18 protein-coding genes and 2 tRNA genes are annotated in these 22,709 nt (G+C 39.0%); 7 read left to right on the top strand and 13 right to left on the bottom strand.

The window, feature by feature from the left end; translation table 11 throughout:
* Positions 1-366: 366 nt before the first annotated feature.
* The gene (locus tag L1S31_RS05485; RefSeq protein WP_236463284.1) at positions 367-3,075 is read left to right on the top strand and encodes a zinc-dependent metalloprotease; all 2,709 of its coding nucleotides are present in this window, start codon (positions 367-369) and stop codon (positions 3,073-3,075) included.
* Positions 3,076-3,207: 132 nt separating this feature from the next.
* The gene (locus L1S31_RS05480) at positions 3,208-4,458 is read left to right on the top strand and encodes a zinc-dependent metalloprotease (RefSeq protein WP_236463282.1); all 1,251 of its coding nucleotides are present in this window, start codon (positions 3,208-3,210) and stop codon (positions 4,456-4,458) included.
* Between the two features lie 49 nt (positions 4,459-4,507).
* On the opposite strand, the gene pth is transcribed toward L1S31_RS05480, so the two are convergent.
* The 3 genes from pth to L1S31_RS05465 form a co-directional block, all read right to left on the bottom strand.
* Positions 4,508-5,074 carry an aminoacyl-tRNA hydrolase gene (gene pth, locus L1S31_RS05475; protein ID WP_236463280.1) on the bottom strand — a complete coding sequence of 189 codons (567 nt, stop codon included), beginning with the start codon at positions 5,072-5,074 and terminating at the stop codon, positions 4,508-4,510.
* Positions 5,075-5,214: 140 nt separating this feature from the next.
* Entirely contained in the window at positions 5,215-5,823 is a 609-nt protein-coding gene (locus L1S31_RS05470) for a 50S ribosomal protein L25/general stress protein Ctc (protein WP_236463278.1), read from the bottom strand.
* A gap of 136 nt (positions 5,824-5,959) precedes the next feature.
* Complete coding sequence (locus L1S31_RS05465; protein ID WP_236463276.1) at positions 5,960-6,901, bottom strand: ribose-phosphate pyrophosphokinase; 942 nt, start codon at positions 6,899-6,901, stop codon at positions 5,960-5,962.
* 246 nt (positions 6,902-7,147) lie between these two features.
* Here L1S31_RS05465 and L1S31_RS05460 point away from each other — a divergent pair.
* Positions 7,148-7,227: transfer RNA gene (locus L1S31_RS05460), tRNA-Leu, on the top strand.
* 266 nt (positions 7,228-7,493) lie between these two features.
* On the opposite strand, the gene mgtE is transcribed toward L1S31_RS05460, so the two are convergent.
* The 6 genes from mgtE to serS form a co-directional block, all read right to left on the bottom strand.
* Positions 7,494-8,843 carry a magnesium transporter gene (gene mgtE / locus L1S31_RS05455; RefSeq protein ID WP_236463274.1) on the bottom strand — a complete coding sequence of 450 codons (1,350 nt, stop codon included), beginning with the start codon at positions 8,841-8,843 and terminating at the stop codon, positions 7,494-7,496.
* Complete coding sequence (gene rsmA / locus L1S31_RS05450; protein ID WP_236463272.1) at positions 8,833-9,612, bottom strand: 16S rRNA (adenine(1518)-N(6)/adenine(1519)-N(6))-dimethyltransferase RsmA; 780 nt, start codon at positions 9,610-9,612, stop codon at positions 8,833-8,835. Before rsmA ends, mgtE begins: the two co-directional genes overlap by 11 nt.
* A 78-nt stretch (positions 9,613-9,690) precedes the next feature.
* Positions 9,691-9,993, bottom strand: coding sequence for a GIY-YIG nuclease family protein (locus tag L1S31_RS05445; protein ID WP_236463269.1), 303 nt, complete (start codon positions 9,991-9,993; stop codon positions 9,691-9,693).
* Positions 9,994-10,035: 42 nt separating this feature from the next.
* Positions 10,036-10,347, bottom strand: coding sequence for a DUF4286 family protein (locus tag L1S31_RS05440; RefSeq protein ID WP_236463267.1), 312 nt, complete (start codon positions 10,345-10,347; stop codon positions 10,036-10,038).
* 47 nt (positions 10,348-10,394) lie between these two features.
* Positions 10,395-12,173 carry a tetratricopeptide repeat protein gene (locus tag L1S31_RS05435; RefSeq protein ID WP_236463265.1) on the bottom strand — a complete coding sequence of 593 codons (1,779 nt, stop codon included), beginning with the start codon at positions 12,171-12,173 and terminating at the stop codon, positions 10,395-10,397.
* 81 nt (positions 12,174-12,254) lie between these two features.
* Positions 12,255-13,526 (bottom strand): serine--tRNA ligase, encoded by a 1,272-nt coding sequence (serS, locus tag L1S31_RS05430; protein ID WP_236463263.1) that lies wholly within the window; start codon positions 13,524-13,526, stop codon positions 12,255-12,257.
* A 316-nt stretch (positions 13,527-13,842) separates the two neighbouring features.
* Here serS and L1S31_RS05425 point away from each other — a divergent pair, with 316 nt between their 5' ends.
* The 4 genes from L1S31_RS05425 to L1S31_RS05410 all read left to right on the top strand — a co-directional run bounded on the left by L1S31_RS05425 (position 13,843) and on the right by L1S31_RS05410 (position 18,223).
* Positions 13,843-15,783: a M1 family metallopeptidase gene (locus tag L1S31_RS05425; RefSeq protein WP_236463261.1), complete on the top strand. Its 1,941-nt coding sequence runs from the start codon at positions 13,843-13,845 to the stop codon at positions 15,781-15,783.
* Positions 15,784-15,885: 102 nt separating this feature from the next.
* On the top strand, positions 15,886-17,232 hold the full coding sequence (gene rseP, locus L1S31_RS05420) for an RIP metalloprotease RseP (RefSeq protein ID WP_236463259.1): 1,347 nt from the start codon (positions 15,886-15,888) through the stop codon (positions 17,230-17,232).
* Between the two features lie 83 nt (positions 17,233-17,315).
* Positions 17,316-17,389: transfer RNA gene (locus L1S31_RS05415), tRNA-Asn, on the top strand.
* A gap of 198 nt (positions 17,390-17,587) precedes the next feature.
* On the top strand, positions 17,588-18,223 hold the full coding sequence (locus tag L1S31_RS05410; RefSeq protein ID WP_236463257.1) for a hypothetical protein: 636 nt from the start codon (positions 17,588-17,590) through the stop codon (positions 18,221-18,223).
* A gap of 119 nt (positions 18,224-18,342) precedes the next feature.
* On the opposite strand, the gene L1S31_RS05405 is transcribed toward L1S31_RS05410, so the two are convergent.
* The 4 genes from L1S31_RS05405 to L1S31_RS05390 all read right to left on the bottom strand — a co-directional run bounded on the left by L1S31_RS05405 (position 18,343) and on the right by L1S31_RS05390 (position 22,677).
* Entirely contained in the window at positions 18,343-18,591 is a 249-nt protein-coding gene (locus L1S31_RS05405) for a hypothetical protein (RefSeq protein WP_236463255.1), read from the bottom strand.
* A gap of 125 nt (positions 18,592-18,716) precedes the next feature.
* The gene (locus tag L1S31_RS05400; RefSeq protein ID WP_236463254.1) at positions 18,717-19,391 is read right to left on the bottom strand and encodes a YceI family protein; all 675 of its coding nucleotides are present in this window, start codon (positions 19,389-19,391) and stop codon (positions 18,717-18,719) included.
* Positions 19,392-19,633: 242 nt separating this feature from the next.
* On the bottom strand, positions 19,634-20,596 hold the full coding sequence (locus L1S31_RS05395) for a hypothetical protein (protein WP_236463252.1): 963 nt from the start codon (positions 20,594-20,596) through the stop codon (positions 19,634-19,636).
* Entirely contained in the window at positions 20,593-22,677 is a 2,085-nt protein-coding gene (locus L1S31_RS05390) for an AAA family ATPase (protein WP_236463250.1), read from the bottom strand. Before L1S31_RS05390 ends, L1S31_RS05395 begins: the two co-directional genes overlap by 4 nt.
* Positions 22,678-22,709: the final 32 nt, after the last annotated feature.

The following is a 22,709-nucleotide window of genomic DNA, read 5'->3' as shown; positions in this document are numbered from 1 at the left end:
AGTTTTTTGTTTTTGAATAAATATATTTTTTTTGCTACAGCCTTTGTTGAGTCAATTTTCAACAGGGTTTTCTCTTCGCCTGACTTTTGGGATTTGCAGGAAGAAAAATTTAACAAGAGAAAAGAGAGGATTATTAGAGCAAAATACCGCATGATTTCGTTGTATAAAGTTAGGAACAAAGATACGAAAAGACCGTGCCACTTTTTGTTTTTTAACTCCCAACATCCTAAAACCAGTTGGTCAATAGTGTTAAAACACCATCAATGTGTTAAAATTAAACCACTAATCTATAATAATTCTAAATATAAATTTGCAGTTTCTTTAAACATAACTATCTTTACCTACTTTTATTAAATCAACATTACCATGAAAAAAAATTTACTTTTAGTTGTTTTTATCTTTTCTGTTAGTTTATCGTTTTCTCAAAAAGCCTCTTGGAAACTTTGGGAAAATAACAAAGCTGTAAGCTCTGAAAGAATAAGACAAACTGCTTATTCTGCAAATCAAAAATTATTGCAGTTCGATGCAAATCAGTTTAAGCTAAGCCTTGCAAATGTTCCTCAGAAAGCTTCAGGCCAGGCAGGAGTTGAAATTCAATTGCCAAACATAAATGGTCAATTGGAAAAATTCTTAGTTTGGGAATCTTCCAACTTTGAGCCTGCTTTACAGGCACAATTTCCTGAAATTAAAGCTTACGTCGGAAAAGGGATTACAGATCCTTCTGCAGTCCTAAATTTTAGTTTTGATCCTAAAGGAATCGAAACTATGATTTTCAGAGCGAATACAGGAACAGAGTTTATCGAGCCTTACACTAAGGACCGTTCGGTTTACATTGTTTTTGATTCGGCAACAAGATACAAAGGTCAATTGCCATTTGCTTGTAGCACTGAAGAATTTACAACCAACCAAAATTTATCAAATAAGGTTACTAACGTAATGCAGGCAAGCAACCAGGTTTACAAAACGATGAGGCTTGCTCTGTCTTGTACTGCTGAATATACCATATATCACGGTGGTACCGTTAATGATGCCTTAACTGCAATGAACGTAACCATGACAAGATGCAATGGTGTTTTTGAAAGAGATTTGGCAATTAAATTATTGATTGTTGCTAACAATGCTAACGTAATTTTCACTAATCCTTCAACAGATCCTTATTCAACAGAAACCGGAAGTGGTGCTCCTGCAGCATGGAATTCACAATTACAGGCCACTTTAAATAATACTACTTACATGGGTGCGGCAAATTATGACATTGGTCATTTATTTGGTGCTTCTGGTGGTGGTGGTAGTGCAGGATGTATTGGCTGTGTATGTGTTGACGCTACAAAAGGTAGTGGTATCACATCACCGGCTGACAATATCCCTGAAGGAGATTCTTTTGACATCGATTACGTAGCCCACGAAATGGGACACCAAATGGGTGCAACGCATACTTTCGCTTATGGCGGACTTTCAGGTACTGAAGACAATACAACCAACGTTGAGCCAGGTTCAGGATCAACTATCATGGCATATGCCGGAATTGGAGGAAATGGTACTGATATGCAGGCACACTCTGATGATTATTTTACTTTCAAAAGCATCACTCAGATTCAGTCTAATATGAATACTAAAACCTGTCCTGTTAGTACAAGTTTAGCGGTTACAAACCCAAAACCGACTTCTACTGTAGCAGGTGCAGCTTTCAGCATTCCGATTAGTACTGCATTTAAACTTACAGGAGCTGGAGTTGGAACTGCCGGTGAAGTATTAACATACTGCTGGGAAGAAAATGATGATGCTACGGTAAATAACCCGTCAGCAAGTATTCCTTCTCCAACTAAAACAGATGGGCCTAACTTTAGGTCTCGTCTTCCTAGTCTTTCTCCAGTGAGATATTTTCCTCAGTTTTCTGATGTGTTAATGGGTAACCTAACTCCAACCTGGGAAACTACATCTTCAGTAGCAAGAACTTTGGCTTTTACATTTACCGTAAGGGATAATGTACTTGGTGGAGGACAAACTTCTACATCAGCAACTACAGTAACAGTGGTTAATACCGGAGCAGCTTTTGCAATTACAAATCCTGCAACTGACAATACTTCATGGACACCTGGAACCAACCAGACTATTACATGGAACGTGGCAGGAACAACTGCAAATGGAATCAATACTGCGAATGTAAATATCCTTTTGTCAACTGACGGAGGAGCTACTTTCCCAACTGTATTGGCTGCAAGTACTGCTAATGACGGTACAGAAACGATAACACTTCCTGCAGTAACTTCACCTTCTTGTAGGATTTTAATTGAAGCTGTTGGAAATGTTTTCTATGCTGTTTCTAAAAATATTGGTTTAGGATATACGTTTGCTACCAGCTGTACAACTTACTCTAACAATACAGCTCTTCCAATTCCAGATGGTGTAGGAGCTAACCTTCCTGGAGCTACAGTTGCAAAAAGTTTAAACATACCAGTTTCAGGAACTATTTCAGATGTGAATGTTACTGTTGCAGGTACACACTCTTACTACTGGGATTTAGTGGTTGCATTGGCGCATCCTGATGGAACACAAACAGCACTTTTCAACAGAAACTGTAATGCGACTTCAACAGGATTCAACGTATTGTTTAATGATGCTGCTCCAACTGCAATTGTTTGTGCTGCAAATTTAACAGGTACATTCAAACCTAATCAGGCTTTGTCTGCTTTCAATGGTAAAAACATGAATGGTACCTGGACGCTCCTTGCTAACGACAACTACAATGGAGATACCGGTTCTATCGGTAACTGGTCTGTTGAAGTTTGTGCGGTAACAGCTCAATTATCAGTAGGTCAGAATCAATTAGCGAATTTGGCTATCTATCCAAATCCAAATAAAGGTAACTTCAACATTCAGTTCGAAAATACGACTGCAAATGAAATCACAGTGAATGTGTATGACATCAGCGGAAGAACAATCTTTGAAAACAAATATTCAAACCAGGCTACTTTCAACGAAAACATTCAGTTGAATAATGCTCAGGCTGGTGTTTATTTGGTTTCAGTAACTGATGGAAACCAAAAATTAGTAAAACGAATTGTTATCGAATAATAGCTATTTGACTACTAAATAGTTAGAAGAGGTGAACATTTAGTGTGTTCACCTCTTTTTTTTTCGAAAAGTTATTATATGTGAAACATTTAATTAAATTTGCCCCCTGTTTAAATTTAATACCAACAAAAAATGAAATTAAAGTTACTTTTCGCACTTCTTGTTTTCCAATTGGGTTTTTCACAACACAGAACTTGTGGAATGCATGAAGTTATGCAAAGAATCATGAATGACCCTGCTTTGAGAGCGTCATATCTTCAACAACAAAGTAAGTTCAAAACTGAATTACAAAAGAATTCCAACACAACTACGGCAAGCCCGAATATTGTAATCAGGATTCCTGTAGCAGTACACTTCCCTAACGTTTCTACAACATCTACAATAAAAGCTTGTTTTAGAACCTTGGCACAATCGCAAATCAACATCCTTAACGCAGATTATAACGGAACCAATGCCGATATTTCAAATTGGGCTGATGATGCATCATTTTATCCTGGAACCAATACCGGAAACTTACAGGTACAGTTTGTCTTAGCGACACAAAACCATCCAGCCGGAACTGGTTTGGTGAATGGAGATTTGGCTGTAACCTTTGGAACTGATTTCCTGGGATCAAACGATAATGATACTACATGGAATGGATACCTGAATTTGGTTTGCAGAAATGCAGGTAGTGGAATCCTTGGATATTCACCTCTTGGTGGTAGGCCAAATATTGGAGACTGCGTAGTAATTGCAAGGGATGCATTCGGTTCAGGAGCTGGTTGTACCGGTTACGTTCCAGGTGCTCCTTATAATTTAGGAAGGACATTGACGCACGAATTGGGTCACTTCTTTAATTTGGACCATACTTTTGCCGGTTGCGGAGAAGCGAATTGTGCCGTTTATAACGAGCAAAACCCAGACGGAGATGGTGTATGTGATACGCCTGCAACCGATACTGAATCTTATGACTGCCCGGCAGCAGGAGAAACTTCAGGCTGTTCTGATTATTCGTTAACGATGAACTATATGGATTATGTAAACGATGCGTGTATGTATATGTTTACTTCTGGTCAGGCTGCAAGGATGTTGGCTTGGTACAACACAATCGCAAGCCAGTTCAAAACGAACGTTTTGGCAAATGAGGAATTTTTACAAACTCAGTTCAGCTTGTATCCAAATCCAAGTAAAGGAAGTTTTACTATTGAATTTAAAGAGCTAACCAGCAATTTTTCTGTTGAAGTATTTGACATCACAGGAAAAACAATTTTTGAAAACAACTTTGACCAGGCTTCAAACCTTCTACAGGTTATCAATTTAGACAAACCTGCAAGCGGTGTTTACTTTGTAAATGTGAAAAGCGATAATGGCATCGTAACCAAAAAATTAATCATTGAGTAATTTTGGTTATTTCTGATAATAAAAAAAGCCTCCAGAATTGGAGGCTTTTTTATTTTCCGTTAAAGCTGTTCATCGTTTCGTTTAAACCGGCCAGAGCAAAAGATTCCACTATTTCTTTTGCGACTTTATAGCGCTCGGTAAGCTTTGCCCTTTCCTCATCATTCCATTCACCAAGCACATAATCAACCTGCTGCCCTTTTTTGAATTCATCACTGATTCCAAACCGGAACCTTGGATATTCTGTAGTGTTCAAAATCAGTTGGATATTCTTCAAGCCATTGTGCCCTCCATCACTACCTTTTGCCTTGATTCGGATAGTTCCGAAAGGCAGGTTCAAATCATCAGTAATCACCAGCACATTTTCCTTTGCAATGTTTTCTTTCTGCATCCAGTATTGAACCGCTTTACCACTTAGATTCATATAGGTATTTGGCTTTAGCAAAATCAATTTTCGCCCTTTTATGCTGTATTCCGCAATGGCTCCCAATTTGGCTGTTTCAAAGGATACGTTGGCATTCTCAGCAATATAATCCACCACTTTAAAGCCAATGTTATGGCGTGTATTTACATATTCGGCACCAATGTTTCCAAGGCCTACAATTAAATATTTCTTCATATCTTCTTCTGAATTTTCAGAGATTGTTTTTGTCCTAAATAAATTCGAAATCCAATTCATTTGACAAAAGTACACTAATTGATTTCATAAAAAAAGCACCAGCGTGAACTGATGCTTTCTGTATTGCAAAAATAAATTGATTATTTTTTCTTTCCTCCTTTTGCACTTTTTTCTGCTTTTGCAGCTTCCTGAGCAGCTTTCATAGCAGCACGAGAAATCTTAACTTGAGCAACAACAGTGTTGTCTGGGTGCATTAATTTAAAGTTTGGAGTTGGCAATTTAGTAACATACAATTTGTTACCCATTTGCAATTCCGAAATGTTCGCTTCAACATAGTCAGGAAGGTTTTTTGGTAAAGCTTTCACTTTCAGCCTTCTTTGGTTCAAACGTAAATCACCTCCTAAAAGTACCCCTGGAGATGTTCCTGTTACTTTAACCGGAACTTCCATGATGATTTCCTTAGCTTCATTCAATTGAAAGAAGTCGATGTGGTTGATTCTGTCTGACACCGGGTGAAACTGAATGTCCTGAAGAATAACATTAGAAGTTTTTCCATTCAAATCCACTACAACCGTGTGTGCGTTTGGAGTGTAAACCAAGCTTTTGAATGCTTTTTCTTCTGCTGCAAAATGCACTGGTGTAGTTCCTCCGTAAATAACGCAAGGGACCATTCCAGCATCACGTAGGGCTTTAGTAGCTTTCTTTCCTACGCTTTCTCTTTCTTGTCCTTTAATCGTAATCGATTTCATTGTAAAAATATATAGTTAATAATAAAAATACTTATTTGGGCGTTTCCCTTCGGGCAGTCGGCGTTGCCTCTTGTCCCTTCGGGTCAGGCTTTCCGCAGTACATGGTACTTGCTCCAATCCTTAACGCATTCCTCAGTTACATCAAAAACTTGCCACTGATGGAATTGTTGTGCTGAACCATGTTCATTACTTCTGCAAAAAGAGGCGCACAACTCACCACTTTTATCTTTTTCGATTCTTTCTTTAACGGAATAGAATCGGTAACAATCAATTCCAATAATTTGGAATTTTCTATTTTTTCATAAGCTTCTCCCGAAAGAATCGCGTGGGTACAAATTGCCCTTACGCTCAAAGCTCCTTTTTCCATCATCAAATCTGCCGCTTTTGCCAATGTTCCTCCGGTATCAATCATGTCATCAACCAAAATCACGTTTCTTCCTTTCACTTCACCAATCAATTCCATCGTGTCGATTACGTTGGCAGCTTTTCTTTGCTTGTAACAAATTACCACATCCGATTCCAAAAACTTGGAATACGCATAAGCTCTTTTTGAACCTCCCATATCCGGGGAAGCTATTGTTAAATTGTCTAACTGCAGACTTTTAACATACGGCAAAAAGATAGTCGATGCAAACAAGTGGTCTACCGGTTTCTCAAAGAATCCCTGAATCTGATCGGCGTGTAAATCCATCGTCATGATTCGTGTAGCTCCTGCTGTTTCCAATAGTTTTGCTATCAGTTTTGCTCCAATCGGAACCCTTGGCTTGTCTTTCCTGTCCTGTCTTGCATAACCAAAATACGGGATTACGGGAGTAATGTGTCGGGCTGATGCTCTTTTTGCAGCATCAATCATTAACAAAAGTTCCATTAAATTGTCAGCGCTCGGAAATGTAGAGCAGACAATAAAAACACGCAATCCTCTTATTGATTCCTCAAAAGAAGGTTGAAATTCACCATCACTAAATTTAGAGAACGTTACTTTACCCAGCGGAACACCATAGTTGTTGGCTATTTGTTCAGCAAGATAGACGCTTTGCGAACACGCAAATATCTTTGCTTCTGGTTCTTGTTGCGACATTATAATTTTGTTGTTTTTTATCCTCGGCATTTCTTTTGGAAGTGCCTCGAATGTAGTTAGTTAGTTGTGCTTCGTTTTACCGAGGTGCAAATTTAGAAATTAAATCCAACTCTGAAAGCATATTTTACAGTATTTTTTTTAGAATATGATATTTTATTTTTTACATTTGCACCGTGTTTAAAGATAAGCAACACATTTGATGCTTATTTTTCGCGATAAATCAACTGTTGTTGGTTTCTGTCTACTGCCCAGATGGCGGAATTGGTAGACGCGCTGGTCTCAAACACCTGTGGGCAACCGTGCGGGTTCAAGTCCCGCTCTGGGTACAAAAGCTCCTCTGAAAAGAGGAGCTTTTTTTGTTTAAGATTATGGATTCCCGCCTTCGCGGGAATGACAGTCATATTTAGCAATTATCCTTAGTCTACTTTGTCATTCCCGCGAAGGCGGGGGAATCCATTTTTCAGAAAGAAAGACAAAACGTGCTCAATAGCCCCGATGGAAATGGCATCCTTTTTCTTTGCAAAAGAAAAAGATATAATGGACAGCGGGAAGATTAGTGAAATAAAGCAGGAGATGTGCTGCTCCTAAAAAATTAAAACCCAAGGATCATACGCGCAATCCAGAAATAAATCATGATTCCGAAAACGTCGTTTGTTGTAGTGATGAATGGCCCTGTAGCAATTGCCGGATCGACTTTGTTTTTATAAAGCACTAACGGAACTACTGTTCCTAATAGTGCCGCAAAAAGAATCACCACTACCATGGAGATGGAAATGGCAAGTCCAACCAATTCCTGCCCGTACATAAGGGAATGATATAAAAATAGGAAACTGGAAATAATAGTCCCCGAAAGCAATGCAACTGCAAGTTCTTTCTTTAAATAGGTATTGCTAAATTCCTTTAGCGAACCGTTGGCCAATCCCTGAACCACAATTGCCGATGCCTGAACACCAATGTTTCCTGCCGTTGCTGAAAGTAGTGGTACAAATATGATTAGTGTTGAATAGGTTTGAGCTGTAGTTTCGTTTTCCTTGAGTACTAATGAGGCAACCAATTCGATTGCCATTCCTATCAAAAGCCAAGGCAGACGCGCCTTGATCATTTCAAAAACGCTGTCACCCGCTTCTACGTCCTGGGTGATACCTGCCGCCATTTGGTAATCCTTGTCGGCTTCTTCCTTGATTACGTCTACGATGTCATCGATGGTAACACGGCCAACCAATCTTCCCATTTCATCAACTACCGGAATCGCCTCGAGGTCATACTTCTGCATGATTCGGGCAACTTCTGTATTTGGGGTATCGACTTTTACGTAATCTACCTTTTTGATGTAGACCTCACTAATGGGCGTTTTGGTAGAGGTCGTCAACAAATCCTTGAGCGACAATCTTCCTTTTAATCGGTTTTCATCGTCAACCACGTAAATGGAATGTACTCTGGTAACATGTTCCGCCTGGCTTCGCATTTCCTTTACACAGGTCAGCACGTTCCAGTTTTCGTTGACTTTTACCATCTCTTTCCCCATCAAACCTCCGGCTGTGGTTTCACTATAGCGCAACAAATCGACAATGTCCTTGGCGTGCTCTACGTCTTCCAGCTCATTGATTACTTCCTCTTTTTTGGATTGGGATAACTCTGCAATGATATCGGCAGCGTCATCAGTATCCAATTCGTCCAATTCTTCTGCAATCTCCTTTGCAGAAAGTCCATGAAGGATTTTTTCACGAACGTCTTCCTCTAATTCCGGAAGGATTTCGGCGGTAATTTCGCTGTCGAGGATTTTAAAAATATAAGTTGCCTCAGCAATATTCAGCTCTTCAAAAATCTCAGCAATATCGGCATGGTGGAGGTCATTCAGCAAAACAGCCAGTTCCTGGTCGTTCTTTTGATGAATGAGTTCCTCGATTTGCGTTAAGAATTCTTTGCTGATATTAAACTGCATTGGCCTCTATTTTTTGGGTAAGTTCAATGAATTGTTCTACCGAGAGTTGCTCTGGTCTGAGGTCAAAGATAGTATCTTCTTTTAAATTATCCGAAAGGTTGAATGATTTTAAACTATTTCTTAACGTCTTGCGGCGTTGCTGAAAACCTGTCTTTACTACTGAAAAAAACAATTTCTCATTGCACGGCAACGTGAAGTTTTCTTTTCTCGTTAATCTCAAAACGCCCGAATTTACTTTTGGCGGCGGATTGAAAACGTTGGGCGGAACGGTAAACAAATATTCGGCCTCATAAAAAGCCTGAACCAGTACTGACAGTATTCCGTAGGTTTTGCTCCCTTTCTTTTCGCAGATGCGTTCGGCTACTTCCTTTTGGAACATCCCTGAAAATTCAGGAACCTGATGACGCAGTTCCAAACATTTAAAAACAATCTGCGATGAAATATTATAAGGGAAGTTCCCAATGATGGCAAAGGGTTTGCCTTCAAAAACTTCGTTGATATTGTATTTCAAAAAATCTTTTGAAATGATTTTTCCGTGCAGTTTTGGATAATGCGTGTCCAGATACTGAACCGATTCGGTATCGATTTCGATAACATAGGTCGTGGTTTGTTTTTCCAAAACGTATTTGGTCAAAACTCCCATTCCGGGACCAATTTCCAAAGTGATGCCGTAGCCCTTATAACTCAAGGTATCGGCTATGTTTTGGGCAATCGATTCATCCGTCAGGAAGTGTTGCCCGAGGTGTTTTTTGGCTTTTACGTCGTTCATATCCTTTTGTCATTTCCGCGAAGGCGGGAATCTATATTGTTATGCTGTGGATTCCCGCATTGGCGGGAATAAAAACTATTACTTAAACCAATCTTCCGAAAGGTCATTCCAATCCTTATTTTCTTCTTCAATCAGATTTATTTTCCACTGACGATTCCATTTTTTGAGCTGCTTTTCTCTTTTAATTGCATCGTTTACGTATTGGAAATTTTCAAAATAAACTAATAGATTTACGTCATATTTTGAAGTAAAGCCATCATCTATTTTTTGCTTATGCTGGAGAACTCTTGCTTCCAAATCATTTGTCATTCCAATGTATACAGTTCCATTCTTTTTACTGGCTAAAATATAAACGTAATATTGATGAATGGTTTTAAACATGACTGCTAATATGGATTCCCGCCTACGCGGGAATGACAAAAATTAGTGTTCCGAAATCAACTCCAATTCGGTTCGGAACGCCAGCATTTTGTCTCCAAACAAACGGTGTCCTTCTTCCCTTAATCTTGGCGCATCTTCGTCATAATAACGTTGCAGTGTTTCCCTGCAGTCGGTTGTATACTGAATCGAATAGGTTGTCCCTCCCATTTCCTCATCAACCAAAACCTTTACCATTCGGGCAGAAGAAAATTTCCCTGTTGCCAAAACATCCTTAATATGTTTTTCCTGCATCCATTGCATCCATTGGTCGTGAACGCTTTCGTGTATGTTGATGGTTACGTTATAAAGTATCATGTAAAATTATGAGTTATGAGTTATGAATTATGAGTTGAAAATCCTGCTTACAGATTAGTATCTCCTCTTAATTTTCGATATTTGTTCCGCGAATCCACATAGAAAATGCTGTCTTCATGCTTGAAAATCATTTCCTCATAAAGCGGCTTTGCCTTTTCGGGATCTTTCAGGTTTTCGTTATAGATTTCTGCCGAATAATACAGCGCTTCGTCAATGTAAATGCTTTCCTTATGCTTGGTGATTATCGCATCGTAGTTGGCTAAGGCATTGGTAAAATCACCCATTTTTTCATAAATCTTCCCAATGCGCAATAGCGTCACCGGTTCGATGTCTTCGCCTTTGTGTTCCTTTAAAATCAGTTGGAATCCGGCTAAGGCTTCCTTCTTTTTGTTTTGATACAAAAGAAAATCGGCACGCGCGAATTTCTTCAAAGCGACCTGTAATGAATCTTCAACCGTATTGTCGCTTATCAGCAAAAACAAATCCAATGCATCGTTGGCGATTAGCTGTGATGAAGCCGATTTCAATACTTTCAGCTGATGTGATGCCCATTCGAAATCGGTTTTGAAATAACTCGTTTTAGCTGTTTTCAAACTGGCTTCCTGGCCAATCACATCACCACTCATATCCTCATTTACCTGTGAATAATAAAGTAGCGCCTGATTGAATTTTTCTTCATACAAAAGAATGTCTGCCAGTTCCATTTTGGCTTCAGCCAATTGGAATCGGTTAATCGGCATTTCCATCGCGCTTTTCAGGATTGTTTTGGCTTTTTCGGGATTGTTCAAATGGAACGCATTGAACTCCGCCTGCAATTTCAGAAGGGATAAGGTGTATGGGCTTACGCCAAATTCCTTAATCAAATTATCCAGTTCTGCGGTGATGGCTGCATAATCCTTTTCGGTCGCATGGTTGATTTTCATTTCCAGCAGATAGGAATGCGCTTCGATAAGCAGTTCCAAATCCTTGGTATTCTCCAAAACAAAAGCCAGGATTTCCTTGGCCGAATCCTGATCGTTATCCTCAATTGCCATTTGGCCTAAGCTTACGATATTGGTAAACGATTCGGGATTTCGTTTGTAGATGGCTTTTTGCTGAATGAATGCCTTTCCATATTCCTTCTGCTGGATAAAAAGCCAGCTCAAAAAATCATTCCAAAAAACATCCTGTGTCTTTTGGGCACGGACCAATAAGGCCTTTTTGAGTGTATCGTTAAAGGACGCATCAACTTCCTCAGTCATGAATCGGGAAATCTGGTTTTGGATCAGCGGAAGGTTCTGCTGATTTTGATACGCTTCATCAAGGAAAATGTCAATCATCATGTTGGTATTTCCCTGTTGGCCATAAAGCACCGCCATTTGGAAATTGAAACTCATCTTTGGCTCTTTCTCAATCGCAGTTTTGTAAGCCAAAAGCGCAAAATCAATCAACGATTTGCGTTCAAAGACATAGGCAACACTGTAAACTTCCTGGGCATTTTTCTTAATCCGGTCTATTGCCTGGTTGTAATATTTATTGGCTTTCTCCTGATTTTTCTGCAGCTGGTAGTTATACCCCAATTCAATCAAAAGATTGGCCTGTTTGTATCGGTCCAATCGCGCTTCGATTATTTTCTGAGCCTTTTCAAACTGCTGTAATTGCTGGTAACACTCTACTACTTTCTGGAAATAATTGTAATTGTTTTCCTGGGATTTCAGCAGTTCCTCATAGCTTACCAAAGCCTTTTCAAATTCCCCACGGTCGAAATAATTATTCGCCAATTGCTCATTTTGGGCACGGCCCAAAAAGCAACTGAACAATAACGCTATGAAGAGAATTTTCTGCATGGATTTATTTAAAAAAAACGATGCACTAAAGTAACACTTTTTGTGTCCGATTAGTGCATTGTTTACGAAAGATTAACTTTTTTAGTTTATGATGTCAAACCCAGTGTATTTGCGCAATACTTCAGGGATTACAATCCCTTCCGGAGTTTGGTAATTTTCGATGATTCCGGCCATAACCCTTGGTAATGCCAATGAGCTTCCGTTTAAGGTATGTGCCAGCTGTGTCTTTCCTTCTTTCCCTTTGAAACGCAGCTTCAGGCGGTTTGCCTGGAACGTTTCAAAATTAGATACCGAAGAAATCTCCAGCCATTTATCCTGAGCCGTTGAAAATACTTCAAAATCATAGGTCAAGGCCGAAGCAAATCCCATGTCACCGCCACAAAGACGCAATACGCGGAAAGGCAGTTTCAATTCACGCATGATTTCCTTTACGTGTTCCACCATTCCATCTAAAGCTTCATATGATTTATCAGGATGCTCGATGCGAACGATTTCTACTTTGTCAAATTGGTGCAGACGGTTCAAACCGCGAACGTGTGCGCCATACGAACCAGCCTCACGACGGAAACATGGTGTGTATCCTGTGCATAAGATTGGCAGTTCGCTTTCCTGTAAAATTACATCACGGAAAATATTGGTTACCGGAACTTCCGCAGTTGGAATCAAGTATAAATCATCAGTAGCATCGTGGTACATCTGCCCATCCTTATCCGGCAATTGCCCTGTTCCATAAGCCGAAGCTTCGTTTACCAAATGAGGCACCTGGAATTCCTGATACCCTGCATCAGTATTTTTATCCAAAAAGTACGAAATAAGTGCACGCTGTAATTTGGCGCCTTTTCCTTTATAAACTGGAAAACCTGCACCGGTAATTTTTACACCCAATTCGAAATCGATGATGTCATATTTCTTTACCAGTTCCCAGTGTGGCTGTGCTCCTTCGTGCAAAACCGGAATAGTCCCTTCTTCAAAAACGTTTAGGTTTTCTTCGGGAGTTTTTCCAACCGGAACAATATCTGCCGGAGTGTTTGGCAACAAATACATTTTCTGTAAAAGCTCGTTGGCTAATGCATCTGATTTTTCAGAAAGTTCCCTGCTCGTTTCCTTTAACTGAACTGTTTTTAGTTTTAATATTTCGGCTTTGGCTTTTTCGCCATTTTTCATCAGTTCGCCAATGTCTTTGGAAAGTTTGTTGGATTCCGCCAAAGTATTATCAAGCTCTACCTGAGTGCTTCTTCTGTTTTCGTCCAATTGGATTGCCTCTTCCACGAGTGTTTTCACATCCATGTTTCTTTTGGCTAAAGCCGCAATCACTTTCTCTTTGTTTTCTCTAATGTAACTTATCTGTAACATGACATTTTCTTTATAAGGACGCAAATTTAATGAAATGTTTGGGAAAACGTTGTTGTTGCTTAAAAAGTTACTGCTATTGTGTTGTCGTTCCTTTTGTCATTCCCGCGGAGGCGGGAATCCAGATCATGGGTAATAGATTCCCGCCTACGCGGGACACGAGCATCAGCGACTGGCGTAGCAATGACAAAGCATACCAAATCAAAAACTTAGTGTCTTAGGGTTTTTGGGAAAGTAACTGTTTTAAGCTAACAGAAAGAAAAATTTAACATCAGTACATGCTGATAATCATTATATTCGCAAAAATTTATCAATTGCTATGAAAAAAGCTTACTTAATACCACTTTGTTTTACATTATTTTCTGCTTTTTCCCAAACGGGACCTAAGGCGGAGTGCAACTATAAAAGCAGGACCAACTCCATTGCTGAAGCTGAAATGAAATCGGCCCAACAGCTTATGGATGTTGACGTAAATCCGAATACACTTAATTACGATGTTACCTATCACAAATTAGAATTTACTGTAAATCCTACGGTGAAATTTGTCACCGGAAAAATCACGACCACGTATACCGCTTTGGCAAATATGAATACAATTACCTTTGATTTTGCCAATCCACTTACGGTGAGTTCGGTTAAAAAAGGTGCAACAAACCTGACATGGGTAGAAGATACCAACAATCAATTGATCATCACCCTACCAACGACACAAACTGCAGGAACTTCGGCAACACTTGAAATCAGTTATTCAGGAGTACCACCGGCAAATGGATTTGATTCTTTTGTACAGACATCCCATAACGGAAGCCCTATTATCTGGACACTTTCAGAGCCTTTTGGCGCAAGGGACTGGTGGCCGTGCAAACAGGATTTGAATGATAAGGTAGACAGCATCGATGTGTTCATTACGGCACCATCACAATACATTGCGGTTGCAAACGGTGTGGAAACCACAGCTCCGGTAATTTCGGGAGCCAATAAAACAACGCATTTCCACCACGGATATCCTATTCCGGCTTACCTGATTGCGATTGCAGTGTCGAATTATACGGTTTACAATCAAATGGGTGGAACAGCACCAAACGAATACCCAATCATCAATTACATTTACCCTGAAGATTTCGCATTTGTACAACCTCAATTGGCTGAGACTCCGGCTATTTTGGAATTATATGAAAACCTGTTTGAACTCTATCCGTTCCACAATGAAAAATACGGCCACGCACAGTTTAGCTGGGGTGGCGGAATGGAGCACACCACCGTTTCCTTCATGGTAAATTTCGACCGACAACTGATTGCCCACGAAATGGGGCATCAATGGTTTGGCGACAAGGTAACCTGCGGAAGCTGGAAGGACATTTGGCTGAACGAAGGTTTTGCAACGTATCTTGCCACTTTGGTCATTGAAAATTTTGATGGTGTGGATGCTTTTATTGCTGAAAAACAGAGCATGATTGACAACATTACTTCACAGCCTGCAGGAAATCTCTATTTAACCGATGACCAGGCATTGAATGTGAACCGTATTTTCAGCAGCAGGCTTACATATGATAAAGGAGGAATGGTATTGGAAATGCTGCGTTTCAAATTGGGTGATGCGGCTTTCTTCCAGGGAATCAAAAACTATCTCGCCGACCCTAACCTGGCTTATAAATATGCAGTGACGCCAAATTTACAGGCGCACCTGGAAGCGGTATACGGACAAAGTTTGACGGAGTTCTTTAATGACTGGGTGTACAATCAGGGCTATCCAACCTATAATATCACCGCTCAAAACTGGGGTGCCGGGCAGGCAAAGTTTACCATAAACCAGGAACAGTCCGATCCTTCGGTAACGTATTTTGAAATGCCGGTTCCGGTTAGGGTTTTTGGCGCTGGCGGGCAACAGGCGGATTTGGTTTTGAATAACACCTTCAATAATGAGGAAATCATCACCGCGGTTCCATTCCCGATTACAGGCGTGGAATTTGACCCTCAAAGGCATATCATCTCGAATGGTTCAACGGCTGTCTTAGGAAACCAGAATTTCGAATTGGAAAAAGCCATTTCATTGTATCCAAACCCAAGTTCGGATGTTGTACACATACAGATGCCAAGCACAACTAGTTTGGAAAAAGTAATTGTTTTCAATAATCTGGGCCAGAAAGTGATGGAAAATTCCAATCCTGAGTTTTCAGTAAGCAGCCTGGCAACCGGAGTTCATTATGTTGACATTCAAACTGCTGATGGTACTTTTCATAAAAAATTCATAAAAAAATAACCTGCCTGCCGGCAGGCAGGTCTTAAATTTATCAAAAATAAATGCAAGAGTAAGGTGGAAACCTTACTTTTGTGCGTTTAAAAGAAATCTTTATTATAAGAAATGGAAATTGCAATCAAATTATCCCAGTTTTTACTGAGTTTATCAATACTTATCATACTTCACGAATTAGGGCATTTTATTCCTGCCAAATTATTTAAGACACGCGTAGAAAAATTCTATTTGTTTTTTGACATCAAATATTCACTGTTGAAAAAGAAAATCGGTGAAACCGAATACGGAATCGGCTGGCTGCCTTTGGGTGGTTATGTGAAAATTTCGGGAATGATTGACGAAAGCATGGATACCGAGCAACTGGCTCAGGAGCCGCAACCTTGGGAATTCCGCTCGAAGCCGGCCTGGCAAAGGCTGATCATCATGTTGGGTGGGGTAACTGTGAATTTTATCCTGGCATTCCTTATTTATATCGGAATGACCTTTTTCTATGGTGAACAATACATTGCCAACAGCGAAGTAAAAAATGGTATCTGGATTACCAACCCTGTGGTTGAAAAAGCCGGACTTAAAACCGGAGACAAATTAATTTCCATCGATGGTGAAAAAGTGGAGCGTTTTTATGAATCGAATGAAAAACTGCTTTTATCCAAGGAAATTGTTGTGGAACGCGATGGAAAGGAACAAACAGTCCATTTCCCGGTAAACTTCATCGACCAGTTGATGAAAGGCAAAAAAGCTTCTTTGGTTGAACTGCGTGTGCCTTTTGTAGTTGCCGATGTTCCTGCAGATTCACATAACAAATCGGTATTGAAAACAAGGGACGTTATCACAAGCTTTAACGGAAAACCTGTTCATTTTGCCGATGAAGTAATCAATTCGGTAGACAGCCTAAAAGGCAAAACAGTTCCGGTAATCATCAAAAGAGACGGAAAGGAAATTGCTGCAAATGTAAAGGTTAATGACAGCGCTAAGTTAGGCATTGCTTACGCATTCAGGCTTCCTTACAGCGATTTGGAAAAATTGGGACTGTATAAAATCAGCAATGAAGAGTTTGGTTTCTTTGAGTCCATTCCGGTTGGGATTGATAAAGGATTTGCACAATTAAGCAGCTATGGAAAGCAATTAAAAGCGATTTTCACTCCTAGTACCGGAGCTTATAAGGGTGTAGGTGGTTTTGCAGCCATCTTCAATATTTTCCCGAACACCTGGAGCTGGGAAGCGTTTTGGAGCATCACCGCTTTGCTGTCGATTATGCTGGGTGTAATGAATTTACTGCCAATTCCGGCATTGGATGGTGGGCATGTAATGTTTTTACTCTACGAAATCATCAGCGGCAGGAAACCTAGCGATAAGTTCCTTGAAAGAGCCCAAATGGTTGGCTTTGTACTACTTATTTCATTATTGTTATTCGCAAACGGGAACGATATTTATAAGGCAATTTTCCACAAATAATATTTTTTGAAATTTATTTGAAAATTGTTTGCAAAAAATAAAATTCGCATTATATTTGCAACCGCTTAAAAGACATAAGATCTTCCTCCTTAGCTCAGTTGGTTAGAGCATCTGACTGTTAATCAGAGGGTCCTTGGTTCGAGCCCAAGAGGGGGAGCATAAAAAGCCAGTCACCGACTGGCTTTTTTTAATTAAAGTTGTTTGGGCAAGAGATTTCCTTCGGCAGTCGCTTCGCTCGTGTGAAATTAAAAAAAGGACTGCCAGTGACAGTCTGGTATATCTGGCTTTAGCCAGATAAAAATTCATATTTAACCAAACGGAACATTAAATACTAATTTCTAAAAACAAATTAAAAATGAAAAAATTACAATTGATTACAAGCATCATGCTTTTGGCTATCCTGTCATTTTCGTGTTCTTCAAGTTCAGACGATTCACCAAACAACTGTGAGGACGCAACTGCAGCAACTGCAACAGCAGCACAGGCTTTTGCCAATGCTACAAACGAAAACTATGCTCAGTTATGTGCGGCTTACAAAGATGCCTTACAGGATCAAATCGCTTCTTGTGGAGACCCTAACGGCGATTTGCAGGATTTGGTTGATGGTTTGAATTGCACTGTGCCAACAACAACCGGAACATTGTCTATGCATTTAGGTTCGGCTCCACTCGAATTTGACAGGATTACGGTTACTACTACAGGTACAACACGTCACGTTCACGGAGAAAGGAGCGATACAACATCCTATGAAATTAATTTTGACGTTGAAGTAGGCCAAACGGGCGCCAACAAAATCAACAATTTCCAACTTCGTCTTTTCAGCCAGACCTATACGCCATTGATTCCCGCCGTCTTCGGAAACGAGTGGGGTAACAATATAACCATCAATACCAGCTCTTCAATAGTGGGGACATTTCACGGAGAATTGGCGAACCCAGGCCAGACTAGCGCTCAAGACTTGCTTGGCGGCGTAGTTGATATCGATTTTTAATTGTTCCAGGCACACGCGACTATAAAAAAAGAGTAACATTTCCATGTTACTCTTTTTTTATGCTCAAACCCTCCGCGGGAATGAGAACCAACTTTAGTTCGTGCCAATCACACCCCGTTTTATTTAGGCTGTTCAAATTGGGCATCATTTGCTGCCTGCTCCTGCGCGTCTTCCCTTTTTTCCTTGTGGAACTGGCTTGCCGCATCGTCCTGTTTGTCCTGGTCCGCTTCGGGGTCAGCGTCGACTATTTTAGCGGCGGTATCCTTAATTTCCTCGGAGGATTCCGACCTGCCAAACTTTTCCATTAAAAGGGCATCGGTGGGAAGCTTCCCTTTATCCGCTTCTCTTTCGTTTTCCTGCTTTTCCATTAGTTTATAATTTGTACTAAGGTACAGCCCGCACAACGCAGCCGTGTTATACAATTAACAGAATAAATTATGCAAAAAAGCGCGGATTATGAGTCCGCGCTTTGTAATTTTTAAAGGAAACCAGTTTATTTTTTCTCCGCCTTTACATCCACCCCAATTTCGATATCCTTGCTGATCATCCATTCGGCCGGGTCGGCTTCCGAAGTCCCGAATTTAATATCCCAGTCCGCACGGTTCACGGTAAATTTGGCCTGGATGCTGACCCCGTTATCGGTCACGTCGACTTTTGCCGGGAAGGTGACATTCACCGCCTTTCCTTTTAGCGTAAGGTTCCCGCTAATGGTTTTATTGGCACCGGGAATGGCATCTGTGGCATTGCCTGTTAAATTAGTGACACCGGTGATTTTAAAATCGGCTGTTGGATTTGCCGTTACGTCAAAAAAGTCCTTGCCTTTAAGATGCTCCTCAAGCTCTGTATACTTTTTATCCTTTTCTGTCACCGATTTCGGGTCGACCTTTAACGACTGCATGTCGATTACGAAATCGCCGGCGGCCAGTTCGCCTGCTGCTAAGGACACTTCCCCCGATTTAATCGCCAAAGTTCCCCAGCGCGGTGCAAAGCCACCTTTGTGGAAGGCTTTCCAGTCCACCTTAGAGGTTTCGAGGTTCACCGCGTAGATTTCGCCTTGTTTTTCGGCAACCTGCTGTTCCTCGCCTGTTGTTGTTTTTTCATTTTTTCCGCCACAGGCCGTTAAGAATAAGGCAAGGGCCACGGCTGTGAATGCATGTACTTTTTTCATGTTTTTGAGTTGTTTTTAGTTTAGTTCAATGTTCCCTGATTTTCAGGAATTATAAAGTTACGAAAGTTATTGGGATATTGATACGCTTGTTTAGGCTGTAGTAAGCGTAGAAAAATTAATTTTTGATAATGGAGGGTGATGCGAGGGCGTTGGGTTTTTTGATTGATTACCACGCAAAAGGATTCGCGCGGTAGCGGTGGTAAATTGAAGTAAACTGATAGTATAAACAATCTGACTTACAACTAAGGTTTAAATCTTGAGCTTTTTACTTCATTAAAAAGATCTTTTTTAAGTTTACTAAATGGTCTTTTGTATAGCTTCTCATCTTCAAAGTATGTTTCAAAAAGTATTCGATACGCTTCATTGAAACTGATACCATATGCTGCTAAGGATTGAATATATCCGTCGCTGTTAGCGATTCGTTTATTCAATAAATCCTTGATTAAACCTTTGTGATTTAATTCATAAGTTTCTTTAATGCCGAAGAAAGCGAACGATGAATCAATTTTTTCTTTCAACTGAGCTGTTGGAGAATTTATTAATGTATTCATATCTAAAGAAAAATTATCCCCTTTACCTAACAAACTGTCGTAATCATTTGGAGTAAAGGTAAACTTGTAGTGTTTCGCAATGTTGATGTCAGTATAAGGATTTAATAAATTATTATCGTCGGGATTAATTGAGCCTTTGAAATGAGTATTACAGATATTACAACTTGGAATCAAATTATAAAAGGATAATGCCAGTAATGGGAAATCAGTTTTTGGATAGAAATGGTCAAATTCTGGAAACACATTTTTATTTTTTGAATTGATTCTATGAGAAGTTGTGTAATTGCGATTGCAATATGGACATACATCAATAGAGAGATAGTAAGCTAAATCAAATCCATTATAAAGAGTTTTTTTATACCCGCGAAACCATGAATAATCAAAGACATATTCCACATCTTTTATCAAATTACCTGTATCAGTAACGAAAATATTCAGAGTATCCCAACACGTTAACGCGGAACTAATATCTCCAATTAATATCCTTTCCAAATTCATGTTAATGAGTTCCTCAAAAATTAAGTAGTCTACCGCAGATAGACATACATCGGCAGAATTCTTTCGCTTAATAAGACGAGAAGTTATTTGATCTTTTAATCCTTTGAAATGCTTTTTCGCTGCACTTTTGGTGCGTTCGGTTTGAATTGATATCATTTCAGTTTGTTTTGAAGTCTTATAATTTCTTCTCTAATTTCATCCTCATCAACTATGGCTTCGACATACATCCTCTGCAACTTTTCCTTCACAATAGGTTCGTCTATCATTGCTATCACTTTTTTGTGAAAAGAAGCGTCATTTTCAATTTCAGAATATTTAATATTTTTATCAAATTTATTATCTAATTGCATGTTTAGCCAGTTAATAGTTCGATTGATTTTATTCTTTGCAAACTCACCAACCAAACCCTTTTTAACGAAGAAAGAATGAGACAACAAGTCATTTACATTCGCACCAAAAGATTTAGGTCGAGCAATATCTATATAATCTAATACTTTAGCAAACACTTCATCTTCGTCTTTCTTTAAGAAAACAATATTGTGATTTGGAATGTCTGACAGAGCCAAAGGATCATGTGTTGTGAAAATGATTTGTACAGACGGCGATTCCTCAATTAATTCAAAAAAATAAGGAATTGTTTTTATAAGTGACGTGACGTAAAGTTTTTTCCAAGTAGGATGGAAGGATAAGTCTGCTTCGTCTAAAAGAAGGATAAAATGTTTTTCTGTTTTTGACGAAAATGGATTATCTATAAAATTCTCTTTAAGATGCACGTATAATCTGGAAAAGAAATTCAATAATGAATTTTCTCCTGAACTGAGTTTTTTCTCAATTGGTTCATAATTGATAAAACCATCAATTTTATCTCTATCATCGAGATAACGTGTTCCATCTCTTCTTACACCAAAAAAATAATACTGTTCAAGTGCTATAATAAACCTACGATGTAAATTCAATATTTTAACCGCGATATCAGGTTCTGGATAAATCGCTTTATGGTAAAAATCTATTTTGTTATCTACATACCCCATAGTGTATTGCTCGTCATGTGGCAATTTATCAATTTGAGAAAAAACGAGATCTAATAAATCCAAAGTTATTTTTTCAGGCAATGGTTTTCGTTCTTGGCCATGGTAAACTATTTTGTGTTCTTTTATAAAAAGTTTAAATGTGTCTATAAAAGAAAGCTCAGCTACTCTTTCTTTAAATTTATCGTCTAGCTTACCTTCTTCTAAAAAGGTATTTTTTTTCTCCATTTGACGAACGACAACAGATAACAAATCATTAATTATTTCATTTTTTAAATCTGCTCGTTCATTCGATAATTGAATATATTTCCGCTCTTTTGGAGTTAATTTGCTAGTATCTTTTCTATTAGCCAGTCTTTCGTTGCCAGCCTTTTCTCTCAGGATAGTAAAAAGTTGTCTAAATTGATAAGGAGTGTCATGAAAACTAAGGTTCTTTAATTCAGGTACATCATGGCCACGAAAGACAATTTTTGGAAACCCATGTGTAGGTAAATTAAATATTTCAGCAAAAATATTTTTTTGCTGAACAAGCTCTGAAGTTTGAAATTGAAGTTGCCTTATAGAATTTTTGAATCTTAGTTCCTGGGATGCTGAAAATCTTTGATTTTGTGTACTGGATTCCTTATTTTCTAAATCTTCCAAATCTTTTTCTAAAATTGCGTCAAAAGAAATATCATTGGCGTCAACACCGTCAAAATTTTCATTATATGTATAATCAAAATGAGGTGAATAATATATTGATGAGACTATGTCTTTTTCCTCCATCTTTTGTGAAAAATCTTCGGCATTAACCTTTCCTGATGAGGACTTTATTTTTTCTACTAATTCTTCTTCATTCAACAAATAAATATTATCTGAAAAAGTTGAGAACATTATAAATGGAATAGAATCAGAATCATTTTCACCAATTAATGCTAAACGAGAATGTGGAAATGCTTGCCTATATTCTACAAAACCACTTCTGATACAATCTAAAATCGAACTTTTACCTGCTCCGTTTTGCCCTACTACAGCAGAAATAAGTGTTAATTTAGATAAAGCAGCAGTATCGTTAAAAAAATTATCGATGAATAAATTATTTAGTTCTCGTCTTACAGTTAATCTATTACCACCAGCACTTATATCATAATAATATCTGCCTCCTAAATTTATTGTTTCTGGTTTTTCGAATAAGAAGTGGTCTTCTATATATATTGCTGATAGCCGCATACTATTTTGAATTAAATAGTTAATTACTGATT

The organism is Flavobacterium wongokense (genome assembly GCF_021608265.1).
GTDB classification, from domain to species: domain Bacteria; phylum Bacteroidota; class Bacteroidia; order Flavobacteriales; family Flavobacteriaceae; genus Flavobacterium; species Flavobacterium wongokense.
Note: the sequence above shows the minus strand (reverse complement) of the source record. Positions and strands in the feature narration are given on the sequence as shown.

Coding starts and splice junctions, on each gene's coding strand:
- L1S31_RS05440 (WP_236463267.1), bottom strand. CDS start 10,347: ATGATACTTTATAACGTAACCATCAACATACACGAAAGCGTTCACGAC.
- L1S31_RS05410 (WP_236463257.1), top strand. CDS start 17,588: ATGAAAAAATTACAATTGATTACAAGCATCATGCTTTTGGCTATCCTG.
- rsmA (WP_236463272.1), bottom strand. CDS start 9,612: ATGAACGACGTAAAAGCCAAAAAACACCTCGGGCAACACTTCCTGACG.
- rseP (WP_236463259.1), top strand. CDS start 15,886: ATGGAAATTGCAATCAAATTATCCCAGTTTTTACTGAGTTTATCAATA.
- L1S31_RS05485 (WP_236463284.1), top strand. CDS start 367: ATGAAAAAAAATTTACTTTTAGTTGTTTTTATCTTTTCTGTTAGTTTA.
- L1S31_RS05435 (WP_236463265.1), bottom strand. CDS start 12,173: ATGCAGAAAATTCTCTTCATAGCGTTATTGTTCAGTTGCTTTTTGGGC.
- L1S31_RS05390 (WP_236463250.1), bottom strand. CDS start 22,677: ATGCGGCTATCAGCAATATATATAGAAGACCACTTCTTATTCGAAAAA.
- L1S31_RS05480 (WP_236463282.1), top strand. CDS start 3,208: ATGAAATTAAAGTTACTTTTCGCACTTCTTGTTTTCCAATTGGGTTTT.
- L1S31_RS05445 (WP_236463269.1), bottom strand. CDS start 9,993: ATGTTTAAAACCATTCATCAATATTACGTTTATATTTTAGCCAGTAAA.
- L1S31_RS05470 (WP_236463278.1), bottom strand. CDS start 5,823: ATGAAATCGATTACGATTAAAGGACAAGAAAGAGAAAGCGTAGGAAAG.
- L1S31_RS05425 (WP_236463261.1), top strand. CDS start 13,843: ATGAAAAAAGCTTACTTAATACCACTTTGTTTTACATTATTTTCTGCT.
- serS (WP_236463263.1), bottom strand. CDS start 13,526: ATGTTACAGATAAGTTACATTAGAGAAAACAAAGAGAAAGTGATTGCG.
- L1S31_RS05400 (WP_236463254.1), bottom strand. CDS start 19,391: ATGAAAAAAGTACATGCATTCACAGCCGTGGCCCTTGCCTTATTCTTA.
- L1S31_RS05395 (WP_236463252.1), bottom strand. CDS start 20,596: ATGATATCAATTCAAACCGAACGCACCAAAAGTGCAGCGAAAAAGCAT.
- L1S31_RS05465 (WP_236463276.1), bottom strand. CDS start 6,901: ATGTCGCAACAAGAACCAGAAGCAAAGATATTTGCGTGTTCGCAAAGC.
- mgtE (WP_236463274.1), bottom strand. CDS start 8,843: ATGCAGTTTAATATCAGCAAAGAATTCTTAACGCAAATCGAGGAACTC.
- pth (WP_236463280.1), bottom strand. CDS start 5,074: ATGAAGAAATATTTAATTGTAGGCCTTGGAAACATTGGTGCCGAATAT.
- L1S31_RS05405 (WP_236463255.1), bottom strand. CDS start 18,591: ATGGAAAAGCAGGAAAACGAAAGAGAAGCGGATAAAGGGAAGCTTCCC.